Raw genomic sequence first — 19,723 nt, forward strand, 5'->3', positions numbered from 1 at the left:
ACGTGCCGGACGCCGGGTCCGTGGGATAATCTCTGCTGTGGAGTTCGTGACTGTGGCCGATGGTCAGACCATGTTCAATGTCGCCCCGGGTAGTGGCGATCCGTTCGAACAGCTGCTGGAGCAAGTCCGCCTTGCCGCCGAAGGTGCCTATGACATCCTGGGCGAGATGGGGCGGAGCAAGAGCGGCAATGTCGTGTATCTCGCCCGGGAGCTCGAGGGCGGCAATCTGGTGGCGATGAAGCTCTCGCGTGAGGCGGGTGCGCCGGACGAGTTCAACCTCGAAGTGGTTCGCACGCTGGACGGATCAGTGCCGGGGTTGGAGAGCAAGTGTCCCGAGTGCAAGGGCACCCTGCCGGACTGGGACCGCTTTTGTTTCCGCTGCGGTGCGGACCTTTCGGTCGTCGGCTTTACGCCGCCGGACGACGAGGGGGCCGAGATCCTCGCCGCCGTCAAGGAGGCGACGGCGGGCGCCTATGATATCGTCGGCAAGATGGATCGTGCCGATGGTGGCGGGGTGGTCTTCTTTGCCCGTGATCTGGAGCGGAACCGTCTGGTGGCACTCCGGCTCAAGCAGGATCAGAGCGCCGACCCCGAGCAGGCGAGCTACTCGATCGGTGAGACGCAGGTCTTCCGTCCTCTTGCTGCGGAACTTGGCGCGACTCAGGTTGCGCCCGCTGCTTCGGTCTACCCAACGCCATTGCCCGCTCCTGCGCCCGTCATTCCTTCAGCGGCAACGCCAGCTGCGGCGCAGCCTGTGCAGGTCGGCTCGCCTTCAGGGAGCATGGGGAAGAAGCTTGCCCTGGCTGCCGGAGTGGTGTTGCTCGTGGTGATTGCCGTGGTGGCCTTCAGCGGCGGTGATGACGTCGTGCCGGTCTCGCCACCACCTGCGGTGAGCGAGACGCCGCTCGCGGCCGAGCCGGTCGAGCCGCCGCCGCCCGCGCCGGAGGTGCTGGCCGCCGCTGATTCCGGCACGATCGCGGTCGGCGTACCCCTGCCCGGCGGGGCTCGTCTGACCATCGATGGTCGCGCGGTGCAGGGTGCACAGCATCGTGTTGCGGCGGGGCTTCGGGTCGTGGCCTTGGCAGCGTCCGGTTACGAGCCAGTCCGTGAGCGGATCGAAGTCGGGGCCGGGCAAACCGTGGTCTGGCGTCCGCAGCTTGCTCGGGTCGTTGCGTCGGCGCCGGTCCCGACTCCGGCCCCCGCCCCGGCTCCAGCGCCGGTTCCGCCGCCGCCGGTTGCGGCGGTGACGCCGACGTGCGCTCGTGCGGTCAGCCGGTCGGAGTGGAGCGCGGCGCTGGAACTGTGCCGCGCCGAGGCACAAGCCGGGAACGCAACTGCGCAACGGAACCTCGCCAGGCTCTATGACGACGGAAGCGGGGTGCCGCAGGACCGTGCGCAGGCAGCTGATTGGTATCAGCGCGCCGCGGCAGGTGGGAATCGGGAGTCGCAGGAACGGTTGGGGTACCTGTATCGAGACGGTCTTGGGGTGCGCCGAGACGACCGCCAGTCGGCAAGTTACTTCCTGCAGGCGGCGCAGGGCGGGCAGGTGCGGGCGCAGCTCGAGTACGGTGTTGCCCTCGAGGATGGCAAGGGTGTCAGTCGGAACCAGACTGAAGCTGCGCAGTGGTATGAGAAGGCGTCTGCCGGGGGGAGTCCGCAGGCGGCTCGTCGGCTGGGCCGCCTGTATGAACGTGGGGCGGGCGTTGCCAAGGATGAGGCCGAGGCCGCCAGATGGTATCGAATCGCGGGCGAGCGGGGAGATGCCGAGGCGCAGTACTTCCTGGGACGGCTCTACAAGGACGGCAAAGGGGTGGCCCGATCGCCTGAGCAGGCGCTCGAGTGGTTCCAGAAGGCAGCGGCGCAGGGGCACCGCGACGCGGCCAATGAGGTCAGGCGGCTCGAGCGTCCCTGAAGTTGCGCCAAGGAGTTTCGCGGTTCAGGGCAGCCGCGGGATGCTGACCCGTACGGTGGCTTCGTATTCGACCGGCTCAGTGTCACCGAACATTCCGCTCACCAGATTGATCTGTTGTGCCAGGTTGTTGCCGGCCCCAACCGGCACGAAGCGGTTGCCGATCAAGCGGGCCATGACGGTGGTTTGCTGATCGGGCGGCTGCCCGGCTGCGTTGTCCTTGAGGTACCTTACCAGTCGTCCGGCGCTGGAGAGCCGGTCCCATTCCGGAATAATTGCTCCTCGGGCACGGCGCACGTCGTGCGGGAGCAGATCGTCGCCGACACCCTCGACCCAGCCGATCGGTTCATCGTGCCGATTGAAGACCGGTGCGGGGCGGACCCAGAGTTCCCGGGCAATGGCAGAGACCCGCTGCTGTTCGGCGAGGTCATCGGTTTCGCGCCTGGCGTCGATATCGGAGAGCCAGTCCGGCGTATAGCGTTGCCCGATGAAGTCACCCAGGGATTCGAGCAGCGCATCGATGCGTTTCAGGTCTGCCTCGATCATGACCCGCTCGGCCACGGTTCGCGCCTGTTGCAGCTTCTCTTCGAGATCCTTCTTGATATCGATGATTCCACCGACCCGCAGGTGGCGCTCGGCCAGTCGGGTACCCTCGAGGTACTCCCCAAACCCATGTCTAGTGGTGCCGTGAACCGAAATCGCCAGCCGGGCATCGTTCGGCAGGTGGAACTGCTCCTGCTGGTTGATCGGCACGCGTTCCTTCTCGTCGACATCGGACCGGACCGTGATCTTCCAGCGCCCGTTGATGCAGGTCTTGAGTCGAACCGGGGCGTGATCCTCGGCGAAGGTCAGCGACTCGAAGGTGACCGTTACCGGCTGCAGGAGTTCCGCCTCTGATCCATCCGGATCGTGCCAACCAAGCGCCAGGTCAAACGCATACACCTCAGCTGCGTCCGGTCTGCCGGCGGGGAGTTTGTCGAGGGGAATGATGACCCGGGCCTGCTTCGACGCCTCGCCCGGCTTGTCGGGAGGCAGCAACACGACCTTGGGCAGGATGCTGTCATGGAAGTGCAGGCCGGGGGTCCAGGCGGGGGTCTGCTTGTCGCCTCCAGTAAACGGAGCCATCCGGATCTGCATCAGCAGGCGCGGGCGAACCACGATGGTGTTGCGCATGAAGCGGGTCGTCGCGCCGATCGGGTGTGGGCTGCGGATCGGCGCGCGTTCGGGGAGGTCGACAATGAACTCGTAGGGTCGATCGCGCAGCGTGATCGGTGCCTGGTGCGTCTTCCCGTCGCGGTCGGTACTTGCCCGGAAATTGATGTAGCCGCCCTCGGACGTGGCCATGAAGAAGAATCGCACGGCCCGGACGCCACCCTGATTCTCTGGGAACTTGAATCCTTCGTACCTCGAGAAGGCAATCGCTTTACAGGGATGGATCTGGGTCGGGTGCAGTTCGTCGGGGTCGTCGTCGCGGCCGAGCGGTTTGCCCGCCCGGGCGCAGTCGTAGGCCCAGCGACCCGCGGCCCAGAAGTGGTCGCCAGTCATTGGCCAGTAGGGCCAGCGAGGGTCGAACATCACGCCGTGCGAGCCGCCGTCGGCTGGGGGCAGCGAAACGGCCCCAACATCGAACAGACATTCGATGGCGCCGAGATCACTATCGTCCTGCCTGGCATGCTGCCCATAAATATCGAGCACCGGCTTGTACCGGTCGGTGCCCAGCTGGGACCCGGGTGGGTCGATGAACTCCTCCTCCTGACTGATCCGGATATTGCCGCGCCCGATCACCTTACGGTAGCCGGGCAGGGGCCGGACGTGAAAGTGCCAGCGGGCGTACCGGGTCCACTGCGTGTGGGGAACGTCATTGCACGCCTGGTAGCTCGCCGTCAGCACGCCCTCCACTTCGCGCTCCTCCTCCCGGTCGGTCTGGCGCGACTCGCCGGGCCCCGGATAGGTAAAACTGGAGGCGTCGTAGCCTGATCGTCCAACCGGGACCCACGCCGGAATCACCCGCATGTAGCGATCGAAGAGGGCGCTTTCGAACGCCTTGCCGATGGCCTTGGCGAGGGCCTTCTTGGCCTCGTCGATCAGGTCACGGTCGGCAAACTTCTTGATCGCCTCGTTGACAGCCTCGGCAGCACCCCGGATGAGATTGATGCCGGGAATGATCGTGAGCAGCGTATCGAGTCCGTCGACCAGCGCCTGGGCAAGCTTTTGGGTGAATCCCGATTCAGTGAAGTCCTGCGGCCCACGCGCTCCCGCGTTTCGCGCAATGCCGTCTGCCTGCTGGAGCGGCTCCGCCGGGACGGCCTCGTCGCGCTGATCGACGGACAAATCGTAGCTTGGACAGTTGATCCGGTGAAACGGGCGAACAGAAATGTCGTAGGGTTTGGCGGTATTGGTATATGCGCTGACGTTGTTGAGCGACACGGCTCAGCTCCCGAAATCTTCGAACGCGTGCGCGGAGGTTGGCTCGTTGCGGCGCCCGGTCTGGTCGAGCTTCTGATCGCGCTGATAGGCCGCGATGACACGCCGTCGATCGTCGTCATCCCAGTTGGCGAAGTCACGGCCGGTGTCGTCCGGTCCGTAGCCCAGGTTAAAGAGGCGTTGCAGCAGCGCCAGATCGCGATCGGCCTCGGATGGTGGCCGGGCATCGAGATCGAAATCCGGGTCGAATCCGATGTCGCCCGGTTGTTGCGCGCGCAGGGGCTGGAGGGCGCCGCCATCGAGCTTGAGCACGTGGAACGTCTGCTCGTCCGGATAGGCCTGCGAATCGACCGTGCCGGCCCCGGGCGCTGGCTCTGGTGTGTCCGGGTCGCGATAGAGGTCGAGCTTGAGCGTGATTCGCGTCGTTGGATGGAACGCGGGCAGGCCGATGACGCCATTGACCGTGGTTCTGCCCCGAATCACCGGTGCGTCACGGGAGTCGCCTACGATAGCTACGAAGCGTCGATTGGCAAGCGGCACCGGCTCGACCGGTGGCGTCGGTCGGTCGAAGCGCGTAATGGTCGGTTGGTCGACCAGCAGCTGCAGGACCCAGATTCGCAGGTCGCGCTCGCACGGGGAATGCAGGGCAACGCCATGGTAGAAGCGGCAGCCAAATGTGGTTTCCTCCCGTCCCAGTTCCTCCGCCAGCTCGGGGTTCGGTGGGGTCAGGTCCCGGCGGTGCTCGGGCACTTCTCGACCGAAGCGGCGGCGATGGGTATCGAACGCCGTTTCACGCCTGGCCTTGCCGTTGGACCAGAAGCGCTTGGTGCAGCCGGAAACGCCCTGTGCAGCAGCCGGGCAAGGCCATTTGGCGGGATCGACCTTGGTTCCCTTGGCAAACAAAAACACGATGACCCGGCGATTCGGGGCATTCAGTTCGTCCCGGCTCGTCTTGCCTTCCGCTCCGCCGCGTTCAAGCGCCTGAAGCTCCTCGCGGCCGAGCAGGAACTGCGGATTGAACTCGCTGCAGCCCTGGAAGGAGGCCTTGGCCCCGCCGCGGCCGAGGAAGTCGTCGTCGTCGAGCTCGGGAAAGTCCTGCGCGTTCGCGTCACCACTCCGCAGGAAGTCCATGTACTTCGCAAAAATCACGGCTCGGTTGGCCTTGGTATTGGCGGCCTGGGTGCCCGCGGGCTGACCGATCGCCTGGGCAATGGCCTCCGCGGTTGCTGCATCCTGCTTACCGTCCAGGTTGCCGGGCGGGAAGCCCAGGGCATCGACCATCGTCTGGACGGCTCGCAGCCCCCAGGTGTCGCCCGAGGCGCCCTGCGGATCCGAGTAGAGTGCCTCCCAGATGGCAACATCGCGTCGCATTACCGCATAGATCGATCGCGCCCGACGCTCGCTCAGCCACTTGTTGTAGATATCGCTGCCGCTCGGGTCCGCGTGGCCAAAGAGGGACATCGGGCACCCCGGGTGACGCCGGATGATCCCGCCCAGCTTGCGGAATCCTTCCCGCGCGGCAGGGGCAACGACCGACGAATCGAAGGCAAAGTTGGAGGGGTACAGATTGGCGCAGGCCACGACTACCGTGTCCTTGCGCACCGTGTTGAACGCTTTGGCACGGTCGCTGGCTGTCGGGGCCACGATGACGGGAAGCACCGCGCGGTTGGCATGGGTGGCGAAGATCCCGGCGTCGGTCTCGTCCACCATGTCCGGGATGTAGATTGCGTCGACCATCTCAGGGCACCGTCTCGTCCGGCAGCAGGTCACCGTGTTCGTGAGCAATCCGGTTGTAGACCTTGGGGTCGCGGAACTTGCCGGTGACCTTCATCCCATGGTCGAACTCGAACTCTTCGGTCGCCCACCGCAGTTGCACCTCGTCCGCCGCTGCGAAGCCGGCGAAGTAGCCAAGGTTGTTGAGCCGCATCTGAATCCCGCGAATGGTGTTGGCGGGTGCCAACTCGCCGATCCGCATCCAGAGCGTCAGGTCGACCTCGCTTTCCGCGTCGCCCTGGTGCACCGCGAGTTCTCCAGCGCGATGAGATGGTGAGAGGGGTTGCGACAGGCGTCCGTCGCCGTCGGTTGCATTCGGGACGACGCCGTCGACTGCGGCTCCCTCACCGCCGGTCCCCAGCACGATACGCGCGGCACGATTTGCCATGGGCGTCTGGCCGCGGTCGAGGACCTTGAGATTGAGCAGCAGCGTGGGTGCCGTTGCGATGAACTTGTGTTCCTGGTCGGTGCTGCGGGAAAATCGGCGGTGCCGCCGGACCGGAACGATCAGCGCGTCATCGGCGGCCAGGGTGAAGGGATTGACCCGTTCCTTGCGCAACTCCTGGTTGCCCGGGTCGTCCCAGACCGTCCGCCAGCTGCGGAATTCGGCCAGTGTCGAGGCAACCGCTGTGTGCTCGCCGGGCTGGATCGTGTGTTCGGCCGGTTCGGTGCGGTCGTCCGCAGCGATCGACTCCCCCTGATCGCCGCCGTCGGCGCGGACCGCGCGGTCTTCGAGGCGGAGAAACGTGAGGCGATACTCCCCAGGCTCGATGCCCTTGTGCCGGGCGCGGCCCTCGGCGTCCAGCAGGCCGGCAATCGGGTCGGTCCCCTCGCGTTCGAGCTGATACGGGTCGCCTGCCATTGGACGGCCGGCCTCGTCGACCAGCGCAATCCCGATCCAGTGTCCCGCGATCGCCTGCCCGGGTGCGGGTTCCGGGGGGACGAACGGCGAGGCGGCGACGATTTCCCGGGCGCCCTGCGAGGCGCAATCGGTTCGGGTAAAGGCCAGGCCTTTGGCCTTGGCGGCCGACATGCTGAAACCGGCAGCGCCGCCGGCGCCTCCGCCGGAGTCGCCAATCATGACGTTGGGCGAGCCGGCGACGATGCTGCCGCCGTGCGCGGTGCTGTCGCCCATCCGGGCGGCCGGCATCCCGGCGATCAGGCAGGTTGGCGACCCCGCCACGATGACGTCCGGCGGCCCCACGCAGATGGCAACGTCGCCCACTCGCGCGGCCGGCAGTCCGTTGATCAGGACCGTGGGGGCGCCCTGGAACGCAATCGGGCCACCGACGTGCGGAATCGGCACGACGGCCGGGGTCTGCATCGGGCAGGCGTGCATGTCGGTGAGCCGAGCGGCCGGTTTCGACATAGCTTCAACATCGAATCGCGGGGGGCCGGTGTCTAGTCCAATGCACGGTCTCCGGCGGCCTCGCGCCGCACCGGGGACGGCGTGCATGGGTATCTTTCGGTCGTTCCGTGCCGCTGCTGAGCAGGATTGTTTCGTGAGGGGGGAACCGTGACGAGCTCAGGAACTCGCGAGATCCGCAACGAGGATGGTGATCTCATCGCGCGCGTCACCGAGGTGAACCCGGGTACCGTCCTCCAGTGTCTTCGGTGCGAGTTGCGGAGCGAAGTCAGGGAGCTGCTCGAGTATCCGGCTACCTGGGCCAGACTTTCCGATCGCAAGCTGTTTGCGCTTTGCCAGCAGGGGGAGGTTCGCGAGGCCGGTCCCAGCTGACAGCCCACTTCGCGCAGCCGCCGGCTCCAGCGTCGGGCTGTCAAATTCGTGGGGAGCGGGTTCCCCGGGCCGGTGTCGACGCCTTTGACAACCCGGTGGCCGAGGTGCAATGCTTGACCGGGCCTAACGTTTGCCGCTACACTATGGGGTCTCCTCCACCCGCTCCGGATGCCAACTTATAACGTCGATCTCACGACTGAGCGTGGCGTTTCGCGGGTTTCCTTTACCCTCGATGATGACCGCCCGTTAGGGCTGCAGATCAATCACGTCCTCGAAGAGTTTCGTCAGCGTGGCCTGGTCCTCAAGGGCGGGCCTGAGGACGAACTGATGGTGGCGTGGAACGGGCGGCCGGTCGACGGCGCCAGGACGCCGCAGTCGCTCGGCATCACGCCCCACCATGCCATCGAGTTGCGAATGCGGCCACGGCGGGCCGCCGTGGCCGCGCGGGCGGAACCGCCAGCCACGCCGTTTCTCTCCAAGACCTCATACCTGTCGCTGGTAACCGGCTGTACCGGGGCGGCACTTGCCTGGATCGTGACGGCGACGCTCTTCACCGACTTGGGTGACGTGTTCACCAGCTACGGTACCCTGGACGTTGCGGTGGCCACCCTGCTGGGCGCGGCGGTCGGCGGGATGCTGCTTGGTGCGCTGGCGCGGGCGCGCAGTGAAGGGCTGGTAATCGGGCTTGCCGCTGGTGTCGGGCTCGGAGCCGCTGGCGCGGCAGTCGGCGCCTTCTCGGGCCTGGTGATATCCGGATACGCAGGACTCGGTGACTCGCGCCAGAGCTTCATTGCTGCCCGTCTGATCACCTGGGCGCTTACGGGCGGGTTTCTCGGCATGTTCCTGGCTTTTCGCTGGGTCAGGACTCATGCGGTGGTCCCGTTCGAGTCCCTGCTCTGGGGCTGCGGAGCCGGCATTGTCAGCGCCCTGCTGATGTCGCTGCCGGGGCCGTCCGATCTCTGGCAGCTGCTGGGTTTTCTGGTGATCGGGGCGGCCACCGGTATTGGTGTGATCCATCCGGTCATGGCCCGCTCCCTGGGCGTCATCGAGTTGGAGCGGGCTGGTTCCGGATCGGTCGGACTCTTGGGGCATCGCGGCTGGGTGGTTCCCTTCCATGGCACGGCGACCATGGCGCGAAGCCTGGAAGTGCGCAGCCAGCAGGGGCGCAGCCAGGTGGTGCCGACAGGCGCTGGTTCGGAGCCGATTGCGCTCAGCGGTCGGGCCGTTGGGGGCCCGCAGGACCTGCTCAATCAGGACACGATTACCATCGGATCACGCGTCTTTCTTTACCGTCGGTTTCCGGAGGCGAGCTAGTGAAAGCCGCGGCGCTTGCCGCAGGATGCCTCGCCCTCATCGGGGTTGGGGCTCTGGCGGGGCAGGATGGCGAGGTGGCGTTGCTGCGTTGCGGCGAGCGATCGGCCCGGCCCTGTCTGATGACGACGGTCTCGCTTCGCCCCGAGCAGGCCCGCCAGCTGGCGGGTCGGTCTCCCGACAGCTTGGGATTGACCTGGCGGGCGCGATTCCTGCGGGATACCAGCCTCGCGGGCCGCGCTCGACGAACCTGGTCGAGTGGAACGGGCGAGAACCGGGTGCTGGTTCTGGTCGACGTCAGCGGCAGCATGAGGAACCTGGGGATCGGGACCGCCAAGCTGGTGGTCGGGAACTTTCTCCGAACGCTCGATTCGCTGCCGGCCGGGTCGGTCCGGGTGGCGATCGCGCCGTTCGGGAGCGTCAACGTTGCTGCACGGATTGCTGCGGCTCAGTTCACGACCCCCGACTCGGCGCGGTATGCGATCGATGGGTTGCCCAATCCCGATCGTGAGAACACCGGGCTCTATAGCGCCGTGGTGGCCGGCGTCGAGCGTCTGTCGCGCGAACTCGCCGAGACGGGTGAGGGACTTGGTGCGCTGGTCGTCCTGACTGACGGAGACAATGATGTTGGGCGGTCCGGTGATGATGCGGGGCTGCTGGCGGGCGCTTCCGGGCTGGCGCGTGCTGCGCAGGCAGTGGATGGGAGTGCGGCCTTCACGACCATCGTCGGGATCGGCAATCTCAACGCGCAGGCGCTGACGACTCTTGCGGGTCCCCGAGGGCGGGCGTATCTCACGAGTCTGGACGCCTATGAGTTGGCCCGTCCGCTGGCAGAGGTGCGCGACCTTTTCGCGACCAGTTGGGAACTGCTGTTCCCGCTCTCGGTAGCGCGCGAGGGGCTCGGTCGGGGTCCGGCAACCCTGGTGCCCTCGGTCGGATTCGTTGCTGGAGCGGCGCTCTGGCGTCCGCCGGTCATTGCGCTGCCGGCCTTTGTGGGCGTGGCGTCGTCGGCCTTGGTGCCTGAAGGGGTCGGGGCAGCACCGGTTGGCTTCGTGCTGGATCGGCGCTGGCCGCTGGCGTTAATGGCGGGAGTACTGTTGTTCTTGTTATGGTTCGTGGCTCCCCGATTGTTGTGGCCGGTCCTGTCGGCGACACCGGTTCAGGGTGCCCCGCCGGTCAAGAAAGCAGCATCGCCGCCGCCAGGCGGGTTGCGAACCGACGTGAAGGAAGTTGCGCCGCGTCGGCCATCCGATGTTACGGCAGCGAAGGCGCGCCGCGCCTGATAGCAACGTGCAACGTGGTACAATCCTATCTCTGAGGAGAGCCAGACATGCCAGTCGTGAAGGTCACGCGGGCCGGGGTCAAGATGGCGCCGCGACAGGTGCCGACCGAGACCACCGCGACCATTCTGCCGATGACCGTCGACCGGGTCGGGCAGGAGGCGCTCGAGGACGAGCAGCCCACCAAGGTGTCGAGTCTGGCCGAAGCGTTCGAGAAGTTCAAGCCGGCGCTCGATTTCAAGACCAACGTGGGCGACGAGGGCACGGAGTTCGCCGCAGAGCTCGAATTCAAGAGCCTCAAGGACTTCGATCCCAAGCGAGTGATGACCCGGGAACCGGGCAAGCGGAACGACGTCGCCGACCTGCAGAGCCAGATCGACCTGCTCCACCGGATGCGTGAGCGCTTCGCGGTGCTCTCGGTCCGGCGGGCATGGGACAACCCGGATCAGCGCAAGGAAATCATCGAAGCGGTGGCCGAATTTCAGGACGCACTGCGGAAGATCTCCGGAGGTGACGCGTGAGCGAGGTCAAGACCGCGCAGGACATCATCGCCAAGAAGGGCGCGAGCAAGGCGATCGAGGAAATCTTCAATGTGATCCACCCGGCGCCGTCCAAGACGGCGCTCAAGGACATCTTCACCGCCGAGTCGGCCTCGCAGTTCCTCAAGCGGGTGACCGACTTCTCGAGCTTGCTGTCTGCGGAGGACAGCTACGATCAGGCGCTCAAGAAACTCGATGCCCAGCTCAAGTCGCTCGAGTCGACGCGCGACGAGGTGCTCAAGCAGATCTACGAGAAGATCCGTCCGATCGAGCGGAGCTACCGTGAAATCCAGCTCTTCTTCGAGAATGCCGAAGTTCGGGACAGCGTGCAGCGTCCGCCGGTCGAGTTCTTCATTTTCAACGCTGATACCCGCGCGGTGACGAGCGACGTCAACAGTTCCACGATCCAGGCTGTCGACGAATTCGTTCAGAGTCGAAACGACAGCTTCAATTTCCGCCAGTTCATCTGCAACATGGTCCTGCCGGGCTACGTGCCCGACAATGTCCGGAAGCGCTTCGAGGACATGGCGAACAAATGGGGCATGCTGCTGATCGGTGATCTCAAGGACGAGTTGTCCTTCAAGTCGCTGTCCGACCAGTTCCGCACTGACGGAGGCGCCTACGAGTTCCTCAAGCGTCCCGAAGACCGCGCCGCGGCCGACGTGGTCATTGCGGGCTTCGTCAAACTGCGTGACAAGCACTGGTTCGAAGCGGCCGACGACGACAGTGACAACGCGGATCTCTATGGTCCGTCGTCCCTTCTCTTTGCGGGCTCGCTGGCCCGGACCGATCGCACCACCGGGGGCGGGATCGCTCAGGGTCCGGTCGGCATGATCTTCGGGCAGATTCGCGGTCCTGAGAAAGCCCGGATCGAGCCTCGGATTTCGCAGATGGAACATCTGTCGATGGAACGGCAGGTGGTGACCATCATTCGGAACGAGGACAATCAGCTCTGCTTCGTCGGCAGCCGGACCCAGGCCGAAGATCCCAAGGGCGTGCTCAAGTTCTTCACGTCCTACCGGGTGCTGCGCTACCTGGAGCGTCGGATTGCCGTCTATCTCCGCCGGGTGGCCGAACAACGGCTGACGCGAGATCTCGTGAAGGAGCAGGTGCGCAATCCGATCGAGGAGTTCCTCGAGGACGAGCTGAAGAAGGGCACGATCTACAAGTACGACATCGACATCGACATGGATGAGGACAAGTTTGCGCAGGGTGTCCTCGACATCAAGCTCGAGGTGCTGCCGGTCGGCCCGGCCGAGACCTTCGAGCTCAAGATCGATACGCCTGACTTCAAGAAGGACGGCAAGGAGTAACGAAGGAGGACCGAATGGCCGATGATAACAGCCGCGCCGACGAGGCCGCTGCGCTGAATCCGGATGGGTCGCCCAAGCGCGACTTGCGGTACAGCAATCACGAGGATCGGACCGTTCGGGTCGACCGTGAGCTGGACGGCTCGGGCCGTCTGGCGCGCGGCGACCGCACCAAGATGTCGGTGTTGAACTTCTCGTCGCGTCATCCGGTGCGAACCGAACGGGATCCGGAATTCACCTTCCGGCCCGCTCCGTCGCCCGCCGCTGCCCCAGCGCCGCCACCCGGGGAGCCTCCGGTTGCTGCGGCGCCGGAGACCGATGTCTCCGCCGATGGTTCGACCGGCGAGACGGGAACCGCCGACCGAGCCTCGTCCGTGATGGATCGGGTCAAACAACTGTTCGGGTTTTAAGCCTCTCGCCACTGTATCGGAGCTACCATGGCCACGTATAACCGCGTCAAAGTCAAGATCGGTTCCATCGAGTTTCGTCCTGTCGAGGCCAAGTACACCATTACCCGAAACGCCAATCAGGTGGGACGCCGTGTGGGTGACTCGCTGATCGGCCGGGTCGAGGTGTGGATGGACGCCAGCGTGCTGGACAACCTGCCCCAGTCCGCGCAGATCGATCTCTGGAAAATTGCGACCGAGTCCAAGGACCCGCTCCACAAGATCGAGGTGACGTGGTACCTCGACGAAGCGGACAAGGTGCTGCACGCGGTGGAGTTCATGGGCTGGATCGCGGCCTTCGAGGTCGGCAACCCGCAGGCCGACGTGTCGGGTGGCGGGGTCAGTTCGGTACAGTTCAAGAACCTGTTGCGGCTCGAGCTCGCCGTCGTGGTCGACGAGTCGAATGTGAGCAAGCACAAGTTCACGAAGTAACGAGCGCCCGTCGGCGCGCCGGACCGCATTGTGCTTTCGACCGCCCTCCCGCTCCGGATCGATGCGACCGGCTCGCTCGTCCGTCAGGACGATTTCGACGCGGTCCTCGGCCTGATCAGCGCGATGGCCGGAACGACCTCGACCACCTGGCCCCACGCCAGGTGGTTCGGGCTGTTCGAGGCGTTCACCGATGCGGGACGTCGTCAGCAGCAAGACCACGAGACGTTGAAGGATGCAATCAACCTCGCGCTGCGTGAGCTGGGGGTCGAGCAGTTCCGGGTCCAGTCAGTGACCACCGTACGCAGCGACCATGGTTTCGGTCACCGGCATTTTCGGATCACCATGACCGACGCTCTGGGCCGTTCACGATTTGCCGAGCTGGATAGCGACGGCCGGCGCGCTCCGACGGAGTCAGCACCATGAAAGTCACCGTCTTCGTTACCATCGGTGATCTGGTGCTCCGCAACAGCGAGCTCGATCTGCTCGAGGTCGTTCAGGAGCTGGGACAGCATACCACCTGTCGCATCGAGTTTATCCGCGACTCGGCGATGGATGTGTCACTCGAGCAGTTGCTCCGTGATGAGGTGGTGGTCACGCTCAAGGGCGAGAGTGGCCAGATCATCCCGATATTTCGGGGCGCCATCGGTGACGGTGTGCAGAGCCATCTGCTCAATTATGGTTCGCGATTCCGCCTCGAGGCCACCTCGGCGTCGGAGCGCCTCGAGTATGTCAACACGGCCTACTTTCCCCAGAGCACCTTCGGCGACATTGCCTCAGAGTTCGGCGTCCGGATCGAGGGCTCGGTCCGACGCGATCAGGCTCCGCTCGACCTGGTACAGTGGAACGAGACGGAGTTTGCATTCCTGAAGCGCCTGGCCGACGAGCACGGCGCCTTTCTGGTCACTCAGGGAGAAGAACCGGAGTTGCGCACCGAGTTCAAGGACCAGGGCTGGGAACTCGTCTGGGGGGACAGCCTGCTCGAGGCGAGTGTCCGGGCGCGGCCGACCAGTCATGGCGTGTCCGGGGCGAGCTATGATCCGCTCACCAAGCATACGCATCGACACGCCGGTGTTCGCCAGAATCCGCCCTCGTTAGGCGGAGCCGCCAAAGTCGTCAACGCCGTGACCGACCTGGCCCGCCAGATGGGAGGCGACCCCGGTCTCGAGTTTCCCACCGCTCGGGAGACCACCCATCAGAGCTTCAAGACGATTCTGCGGCAGGAGAGCGAGCGCGCCCTGGGCAGCGCCGTTCTAGTCGAAGGTCACAGCGTCAAGGTCGGTCTCGGCGCTGGCGACCTGGTCGAGTTGATCGGCGGTGTCAACTTCACGCTGCCTACGACCGGCAAGCTTGGCCTGATCAAGGTGGTTCACACTTTTCAGGATCAGCACTACAGCAACCGGTTCGTGGCAACGCCCTGGAAGACCTTTACCAACCTCGAACGCCCGCCGACGCCGCGAGCCCGTACCGTCGTCACGGCAGAAGTCGTCGAGACCGCGACTGATCCGGAGAAGCTGGGTCGAGTCCGCGTCGCATATCGTTGGCAGACCGGCGACAGCATGACCGGCTGGGCCAGGCTCGCCGTGCCGCACGCCGGCAATGGGCGAGGCATCATGTTCCTTCCCGAGGTGGGCGACGAGGTCCTCGTCGCGTTCGACGATGGGGACCCCGAATATCCGATCGTGGTCGGCTCGCTCTGGAACGGCCGGGATCTCCCGCCCGAGGCAACCGAACAGAATACTGCCAAGCGGATCATTACCCGGTCGGGCAACACGATCCAGTTCCTCGATGACGACGGCAAGGAGACGATCGAGATCTTCACCCCGGAAGGGCGCTGCCTCGTCCAGCTCACCAATCAGGGGAGTCATCCGGTCGTCACCGTCTATTCGGAGGGTGACATCGCGCTCGAGGCCAAGGAGGAGATCCGGCTCAAGTGCAAGAAGCTGGTGCATGACGTCGGGACCGATGTTGTCATCAAGGCCGGTGGAGACGTTTCCGTGGAAGCCGCTGCCAACGCCATCATCAAAGCCAACGTCGATGCGGCGCTGTCGGGCACGAATGCGATTCTCAAGGGTGCCGCCATGGTCGAGTCGGTTGCCGGCGGCATCAACAGCGTCGTCGGCTCAATGGTGCATATCCAGCCGCCCGGGTTCATGGGCAAGCAGGTCAATCCCAAGTCGGCCCAGGTGCCCAAGGTCGACGTCGGTTCCCGGCCAACGCCCCAGGTGGCGGATCCCGAGCGGACGGCAGATCCCGAGACGCCGCGATGACCGGGTTGCCATGAGCGACTTCAAGAGCCTCCGACCGCCGGAACGCAGCGCGACCGACATTGCCCGGGAGCTGCGCGAGCACTTCACCCGGTCGCTCTACGAGGTGACTGGTGCGCAGGCCCAGCCCGATCCGGTGCTCGGGGCGCTCTTTCATGCGCTGGCAGTGCAGGTCGATCGGGTCTATCAGGAGGCTGACCAGGTCTTCTTTGCCGCGGCGCTCGATGATTTGATCCGCGGCCTCGGGATGCCGGCGAGGTTGGCACGTCCGGCCCAGGCCGTGGTGCAGTTTTCCCAGTTGCAGGGCCGCGAAACGATCTCGTCGGAAACGGAGTTGATCGGCTACCAGGCGACTGGTGCGCAGGCCGTCTTTACACCGGATGCTCCGGTCGATATCGCGCCCACCGAGATCGTCTTTGCTGCCGTTGCGGAGGCGGGGCGACTGTCGACCCTTCCTGGTGCGCGGCTGCCATGGGTCAATCAGCCGATCCTCCCCGGCAACTCTACTCCGATCGAGCTCTCGTCGGCGGCACCGACGCTGTTCCTGGCGTTCGAAACCGACGCCGAGCACTTGAGTCGAATCGGTCTCTATGTCGAGGCGGCCAGCCAGGCCTCGCCGATCCTGGCCGTACTGGCTCGGAGCCCGTGGCAGCTGCTCGATGGACGCGGCCAGGTCACCGAGCGTGGCGTGCTCCGGTCTTCGCGAACTCGGGGAGGAATGCAGCGGTTGGATTTCGTCAAGGATCGCCGCGCAGCGACCGTCGAGCCGGGTGACGTCGATCGGCTGGTGCCGCTGGTTGGCGGGGTCTACGGAGCCAACGTGTGGCTGATGCCGGAGCTGGCACCGGATCGCCGCTGGCGCTCCGGACTTCCCCCGGCAATTGCGGCAGCGGTGCCGCGGGTGCTTCCGCCCGGGCACGAGCGGGCGCTCGACCGCCAGCTGGCCTGGCTTCAGGTGCCGCTGCCCGCGGGCAGTCGCGGCGTCGCGAGTCAGATTGCCCGGGTGGCGGTCAACTGTGTCACCGCCTCCAACATCGAAGCATGGAACGAGCAGATCGACTTCGGCCGCATGGGTGCCGTCGTCAGTCACCGCCCGCTTGGCGCAACCGATCGTCACATCATGGGGGTGTTGGGCGTGACCGGCGAGAGTGGCACACCGTACCTCGACATCTCGGATCTCGAAGCGCCGCCCGGCTCGGGTCGTTACCGCTATCGGGGCAATGCCCGATTCGAGTTCACGCCTGCCAAGCAGGCCAGCGGACGATACGACGGCTACGGCATGATGCGGCTGCTCTACTGCGACGGTGAAGGCGGTAACGGCATTGCCGTCGGGGAGATCAAGCAGATCCGGAGCGAGCTGGCCCGGAACCCAACGGCCCGAGTTGCCAACCTGACCCCGACCCGTGGCGGGGCGGCACCGCCGGCCTACACGGATGCGCGCGACCGATTCGCGGAGTTGCTCCGCACCCGCGAACGGGTCGTTACCCCTGCCGACATCGAAATCGCGGCGAAAGCAACCGAGCCTCGAATCGGCCAGGTCAAGGTGGCCAGCGCCTCGCAGATCACCGACACCGGGTTGGAGCTCGTCACGGATGTTACGGTGTCGGTGTCACCCGAGGATTTTGCCGATCCCGAGGCTGAGCTCGAGCGCCTCCGGACCGAGCTGGAGCAGTACCTCGGCGAGCGCTGCATGATCGGTCAGCAGATTCGAGTCGCTATCGCCGAGGAGCGGCGCGCCTCGTGACCGCCGTGATGCCCGACCTGGCGGCCACCTATCGCGGCGTGCGCCACACGCTCGATTCGGCGGTTCCCGCACTGCTCCGGCTCGGTGTGGATCCCGATCGTATCGTGCTCACGGCAGCCGGGGCCGGATGGATTCGCGGCACCATCGTGTCGCAGCACCCCTCGCCGGGAGAAACTCTCTATCCGGAGACCAGAGTCACGCTGGGTGTGGCGGGCACCGGAGCGCTCGAATCGGTGCCGTTTCCGATGCGAGACAGCGCCGAGGGCGAGTTTCGCATCGACCGGCTCTTCGGCTTGTTCGACAACCACTTTCTTCGACTGATTCACCACCTTCGCGCCGCAGGCGGTCTGCTCGACCTCCACCCGGATGACAGTGAGGGCGCCAATCGCTGGATCGTGGAGATCTTCCGCCTGAGTTCCGCGCCGTGGCCGCGTGAACGCTGGTACGACATTGCGCGTCTCCTGCCCGCGCTGCACCGCATTGCCGGGCGGGTGGACGGCCCTGCTCTGGCGCTCAAGGCGGTGTTTCGAATCCCGGCGTCACCGATTCGCCTGGTGGCTGGGATCGCGCCGGTTCCCGACGATCGTCGAACCAGGCTCGGTCTCCAGAACGGGCGTCTCGGTATCGATGCGCTGATCGGTGACGGGATCACAGCCGCAGTAGGCGTCGAAATCGAGATCGGACCGGTCGACCTGCGTACCTACCGTCGTCTGCAGACGCCGGCGGAGTATCGGCAGCGACAGGCGCTGTACCGGCTGGTGCTGCCGGCTCATCTGCGTCACGATGTGCGCGAACGATGGGTCGTCGGCGACCGGCTCGAGCCGGCCGTGCTGAGTGATCCCGGCCGGGAGGCGGCGCTGGGCGTCAACAGTTACCTGGGTTCTCCCGGGAGGAGTGCAGCATAATGGAGCGTGATCCGTACTTCCGCTCGGTCAACTGGACGACCGGGATGTTGCTGACACCGGAGCATTTTCTCCGCCAGGACCGTTATGTCGAGGAGCAGGTTGCCTGGTTGCTCCGCTACTGCCTCGCAGGAACGGGTCTGGTCGGCGGCGGGGTTCGGCTCGACGCCGTCGAGCAGGGCTTGGCCAAGTTCGATCCGAAGATCGATCTGGTGAACGACGGCGATCGGCTGCGGATCACGGTGCTTCGGGCTCGCGGCATCACTCCCAGCGGTGAAATCGTCGAGGTCGACGAATCGCGGCCGCTGCACGGCGAAGTGCGCCGCGGTGACCTCGCGGGCGTCAGCGAGCTGCTGGTGTACGTCGTTCGGATGGCGGAAAAGGAACCCGATCCTGAGTCGGTGGGTCGCGACCCCGGCAACCCCAATCAGGCTGCTCTCAATCGGATTCGCTACGAGGTCCAGCTCGGCATTACCGCGGAGCTTGGCCCGATGGCGATTGCCGTCGGTCGTTTGCGACGCGCCTCGGAATCGCTCGGCTTCGAACTCGATGGCCAGTACATCCCGCCGTGCGCCTCACTGATTGCGCACAGCGCGCTGCACAATGCCGCGACACGAATCCAGTCGGAGGTTCGTCTGCTCAGCAACGAGTACCAGCTGGTGCACGAGCGGGCAGGGCACTTTGCCGACCGGACCGCAGCACGCGGTGTCGACGTCCGCAGCGATCTCGAGATTCGGGCCTTTGTCGAGCGTGCCGTCCTTGCGCTCGAGACGGCGGCGTATGAAACGGCCGATCTCGCGATTCCCCCGGTCCGGTTCTTTCAGCAGATCGAGCGCGCCAGCCGACTGATCGCGCTGGCGCTCAACCTGAGTCCCTCGACCCGACAGTTCTTCAAGGAGCTGGGCCAGGTCGACGCCGGGTACACGGAACTCCTCGACGCCGAGCAAGGGTTGCTGGCGGTGCAACGCGAGCTCGACCGACGGGAAGAGCTACGGCCATTGGTGGTCCGCTCGACGGACACGCTGCAGCGACTCCGCCGCCTGGTCGATGCGCTGGCCGGCAAGTACGTGGACTACCGCCAGAACCGCAACATCGAGTCGATCCGCTTCATGCTGGATCGCGATGGCGAGCACTTCTACGAAGCTGTCACCTCTCCATCGCACCCGCAGCGTGATGGCGATCTGCTCACCTTTGTCTTCACACAACTCGAGCTCAGCGGACGTCATGAGTACCGCGTGGTGCTGACGGGCGATCCGCGGGCCAGCGCGCAATGGGCCGTGGGCCAGGAGCTGAGCGTCACGCTGCGCGTCAACGCGTCCGGTGGACCGCGAGCGCCAATGACGCGTTCGGCGATGTGCGAAGTCGAGGGGCAGCGCAACTTTGCCGTCAATTTCGATACGCCGCAGGATGTGACGACCATTGCGGGTCTTACCGTCACCGTGCAGCCGGGCCACGGCATCCGCGGTGCGGTCCTGTTCCGCCGCCGGCTGGGCGTGGTCGGGTCGGGCGGTGGTGCGGCAATGCCATTGCCAGCCGCGCCGCCGATCGCTCCGGAGGTACCGGCGCCGGCTCCAGCACCCTCGGCCGAGTCGCCGGCGTCGCCGCGGCCGCCCAAGATCAAAGTGAACCTTCCGAAACGGTCGTAGTCGCC

At 65.5% G+C, this 19,723-nt stretch carries 16 protein-coding genes; 13 read left to right on the top strand and 3 right to left on the bottom strand.

Annotated features, from left to right (window positions below; translation table 11 throughout):
- Window positions 1–37: 37 nt before the first annotated feature.
- Window positions 38–1,912, top strand: coding sequence for an SEL1-like repeat protein (locus KF785_01600; protein MBX3145438.1), 1,875 nt, complete (start codon window positions 38–40; stop codon window positions 1,910–1,912).
- Between the two features lie 24 nt (window positions 1,913–1,936).
- Here the strand turns inward: KF785_01600 and KF785_01605 are convergent, their stop codons facing one another.
- Genes KF785_01605 through KF785_01615 form a run of 3 tightly spaced genes read right to left on the bottom strand, consistent with a single transcriptional unit; the run spans window position 1,937 to window position 7,475 of the window.
- Window positions 1,937–4,336, bottom strand: coding sequence for a hypothetical protein (locus KF785_01605; GenBank protein ID MBX3145439.1), 2,400 nt, complete (start codon window positions 4,334–4,336; stop codon window positions 1,937–1,939).
- A gap of 3 nt (window positions 4,337–4,339) precedes the next feature.
- Window positions 4,340–6,070 (bottom strand): OmpA family protein, encoded by a 1,731-nt coding sequence (locus KF785_01610; protein ID MBX3145440.1) that lies wholly within the window; start codon window positions 6,068–6,070, stop codon window positions 4,340–4,342.
- Between the two features lies 1 nt (window position 6,071).
- Window positions 6,072–7,475, bottom strand: coding sequence for a PAAR domain-containing protein (locus KF785_01615; GenBank protein ID MBX3145441.1), 1,404 nt, complete (start codon window positions 7,473–7,475; stop codon window positions 6,072–6,074).
- Window positions 7,476–7,622: 147 nt separating this feature from the next.
- On the opposite strand from KF785_01615, the gene KF785_01620 reads away from it, so the two are divergent.
- The 12 genes from KF785_01620 to tssK all read left to right on the top strand — a co-directional run bounded on the left by KF785_01620 (window position 7,623) and on the right by tssK (window position 19,718).
- Window positions 7,623–7,844, top strand: coding sequence for a hypothetical protein (locus KF785_01620; protein MBX3145442.1), 222 nt, complete (start codon window positions 7,623–7,625; stop codon window positions 7,842–7,844).
- A gap of 168 nt (window positions 7,845–8,012) precedes the next feature.
- Complete coding sequence (locus KF785_01625; protein MBX3145443.1) at window positions 8,013–9,158, top strand: hypothetical protein; 1,146 nt, start codon at window positions 8,013–8,015, stop codon at window positions 9,156–9,158.
- Window positions 9,158–10,438: a VWA domain-containing protein gene (locus tag KF785_01630; GenBank protein MBX3145444.1), complete on the top strand. Its 1,281-nt coding sequence runs from the start codon at window positions 9,158–9,160 to the stop codon at window positions 10,436–10,438. Before KF785_01625 ends, KF785_01630 begins: the two co-directional genes overlap by 1 nt.
- 47 nt (window positions 10,439–10,485) lie before the next feature.
- Window positions 10,486–10,956, top strand: a complete 471-nt coding sequence (locus KF785_01635) for a type VI secretion system contractile sheath small subunit (protein MBX3145445.1) — start codon at window positions 10,486–10,488, stop codon at window positions 10,954–10,956.
- Window positions 10,953–12,287, top strand: coding sequence for a hypothetical protein (locus tag KF785_01640; GenBank protein MBX3145446.1), 1,335 nt, complete (start codon window positions 10,953–10,955; stop codon window positions 12,285–12,287). The genes KF785_01635 and KF785_01640 overlap by 4 nt, the downstream gene beginning before the upstream one ends.
- 14 nt (window positions 12,288–12,301) lie before the next feature.
- On the top strand, window positions 12,302–12,694 hold the full coding sequence (locus KF785_01645) for a hypothetical protein (GenBank protein ID MBX3145447.1): 393 nt from the start codon (window positions 12,302–12,304) through the stop codon (window positions 12,692–12,694).
- A gap of 27 nt (window positions 12,695–12,721) precedes the next feature.
- Window positions 12,722–13,162 carry a hypothetical protein gene (locus KF785_01650; GenBank protein ID MBX3145448.1) on the top strand — a complete coding sequence of 147 codons (441 nt, stop codon included), beginning with the start codon at window positions 12,722–12,724 and terminating at the stop codon, window positions 13,160–13,162.
- Between the two features lie 30 nt (window positions 13,163–13,192).
- On the top strand, window positions 13,193–13,585 hold the full coding sequence (locus KF785_01655; protein ID MBX3145449.1) for a hypothetical protein: 393 nt from the start codon (window positions 13,193–13,195) through the stop codon (window positions 13,583–13,585).
- Window positions 13,582–15,429, top strand: a complete 1,848-nt coding sequence (gene vgrG, locus KF785_01660) for a type VI secretion system tip protein VgrG (protein ID MBX3145450.1) — start codon at window positions 13,582–13,584, stop codon at window positions 15,427–15,429. Before KF785_01655 ends, vgrG begins: the two co-directional genes overlap by 4 nt.
- A gap of 10 nt (window positions 15,430–15,439) precedes the next feature.
- Window positions 15,440–17,170, top strand: a complete 1,731-nt coding sequence (locus tag KF785_01665) for a hypothetical protein (GenBank protein ID MBX3145451.1) — start codon at window positions 15,440–15,442, stop codon at window positions 17,168–17,170.
- Entirely contained in the window at window positions 17,167–18,075 is a 909-nt protein-coding gene (locus KF785_01670; GenBank protein ID MBX3145452.1) for a type VI secretion system baseplate subunit TssG, read from the top strand. Before KF785_01665 ends, KF785_01670 begins: the two co-directional genes overlap by 4 nt.
- Window positions 18,075–19,718 carry a type VI secretion system baseplate subunit TssK gene (gene tssK / locus KF785_01675; protein MBX3145453.1) on the top strand — a complete coding sequence of 548 codons (1,644 nt, stop codon included), beginning with the start codon at window positions 18,075–18,077 and terminating at the stop codon, window positions 19,716–19,718. Before KF785_01670 ends, tssK begins: the two co-directional genes overlap by 1 nt.
- Window positions 19,719–19,723: the final 5 nt, after the last annotated feature.

Source organism: Gemmatimonadales bacterium (assembly GCA_019637315.1).
Classification (GTDB): Bacteria; Gemmatimonadota; Gemmatimonadetes; order Gemmatimonadales; family GWC2-71-9; genus SHZU01.

Bases quoted from the DNA above. Each gene is read 5' to 3' on its own strand.
- KF785_01610 (MBX3145440.1), bottom strand. From the start codon at position 6,070: ATGGTCGACGCAATCTACATCCCGGACATGGTGGACGAGACCGACGCC.
- KF785_01615 (MBX3145441.1), bottom strand. From the start codon at position 7,475: ATGTCGAAACCGGCCGCTCGGCTCACCGACATGCACGCCTGCCCGATG.
- KF785_01625 (MBX3145443.1), top strand. From the start codon at position 8,013: ATGCCAACTTATAACGTCGATCTCACGACTGAGCGTGGCGTTTCGCGG.
- KF785_01635 (MBX3145445.1), top strand. From the start codon at position 10,486: ATGCCAGTCGTGAAGGTCACGCGGGCCGGGGTCAAGATGGCGCCGCGA.
- KF785_01645 (MBX3145447.1), top strand. From the start codon at position 12,302: ATGGCCGATGATAACAGCCGCGCCGACGAGGCCGCTGCGCTGAATCCG.
- KF785_01650 (MBX3145448.1), top strand. From the start codon at position 12,722: ATGGCCACGTATAACCGCGTCAAAGTCAAGATCGGTTCCATCGAGTTT.
- vgrG (MBX3145450.1), top strand. From the start codon at position 13,582: ATGAAAGTCACCGTCTTCGTTACCATCGGTGATCTGGTGCTCCGCAAC.
- KF785_01665 (MBX3145451.1), top strand. From the start codon at position 15,440: ATGAGCGACTTCAAGAGCCTCCGACCGCCGGAACGCAGCGCGACCGAC.
- tssK (MBX3145453.1), top strand. From the start codon at position 18,075: ATGGAGCGTGATCCGTACTTCCGCTCGGTCAACTGGACGACCGGGATG.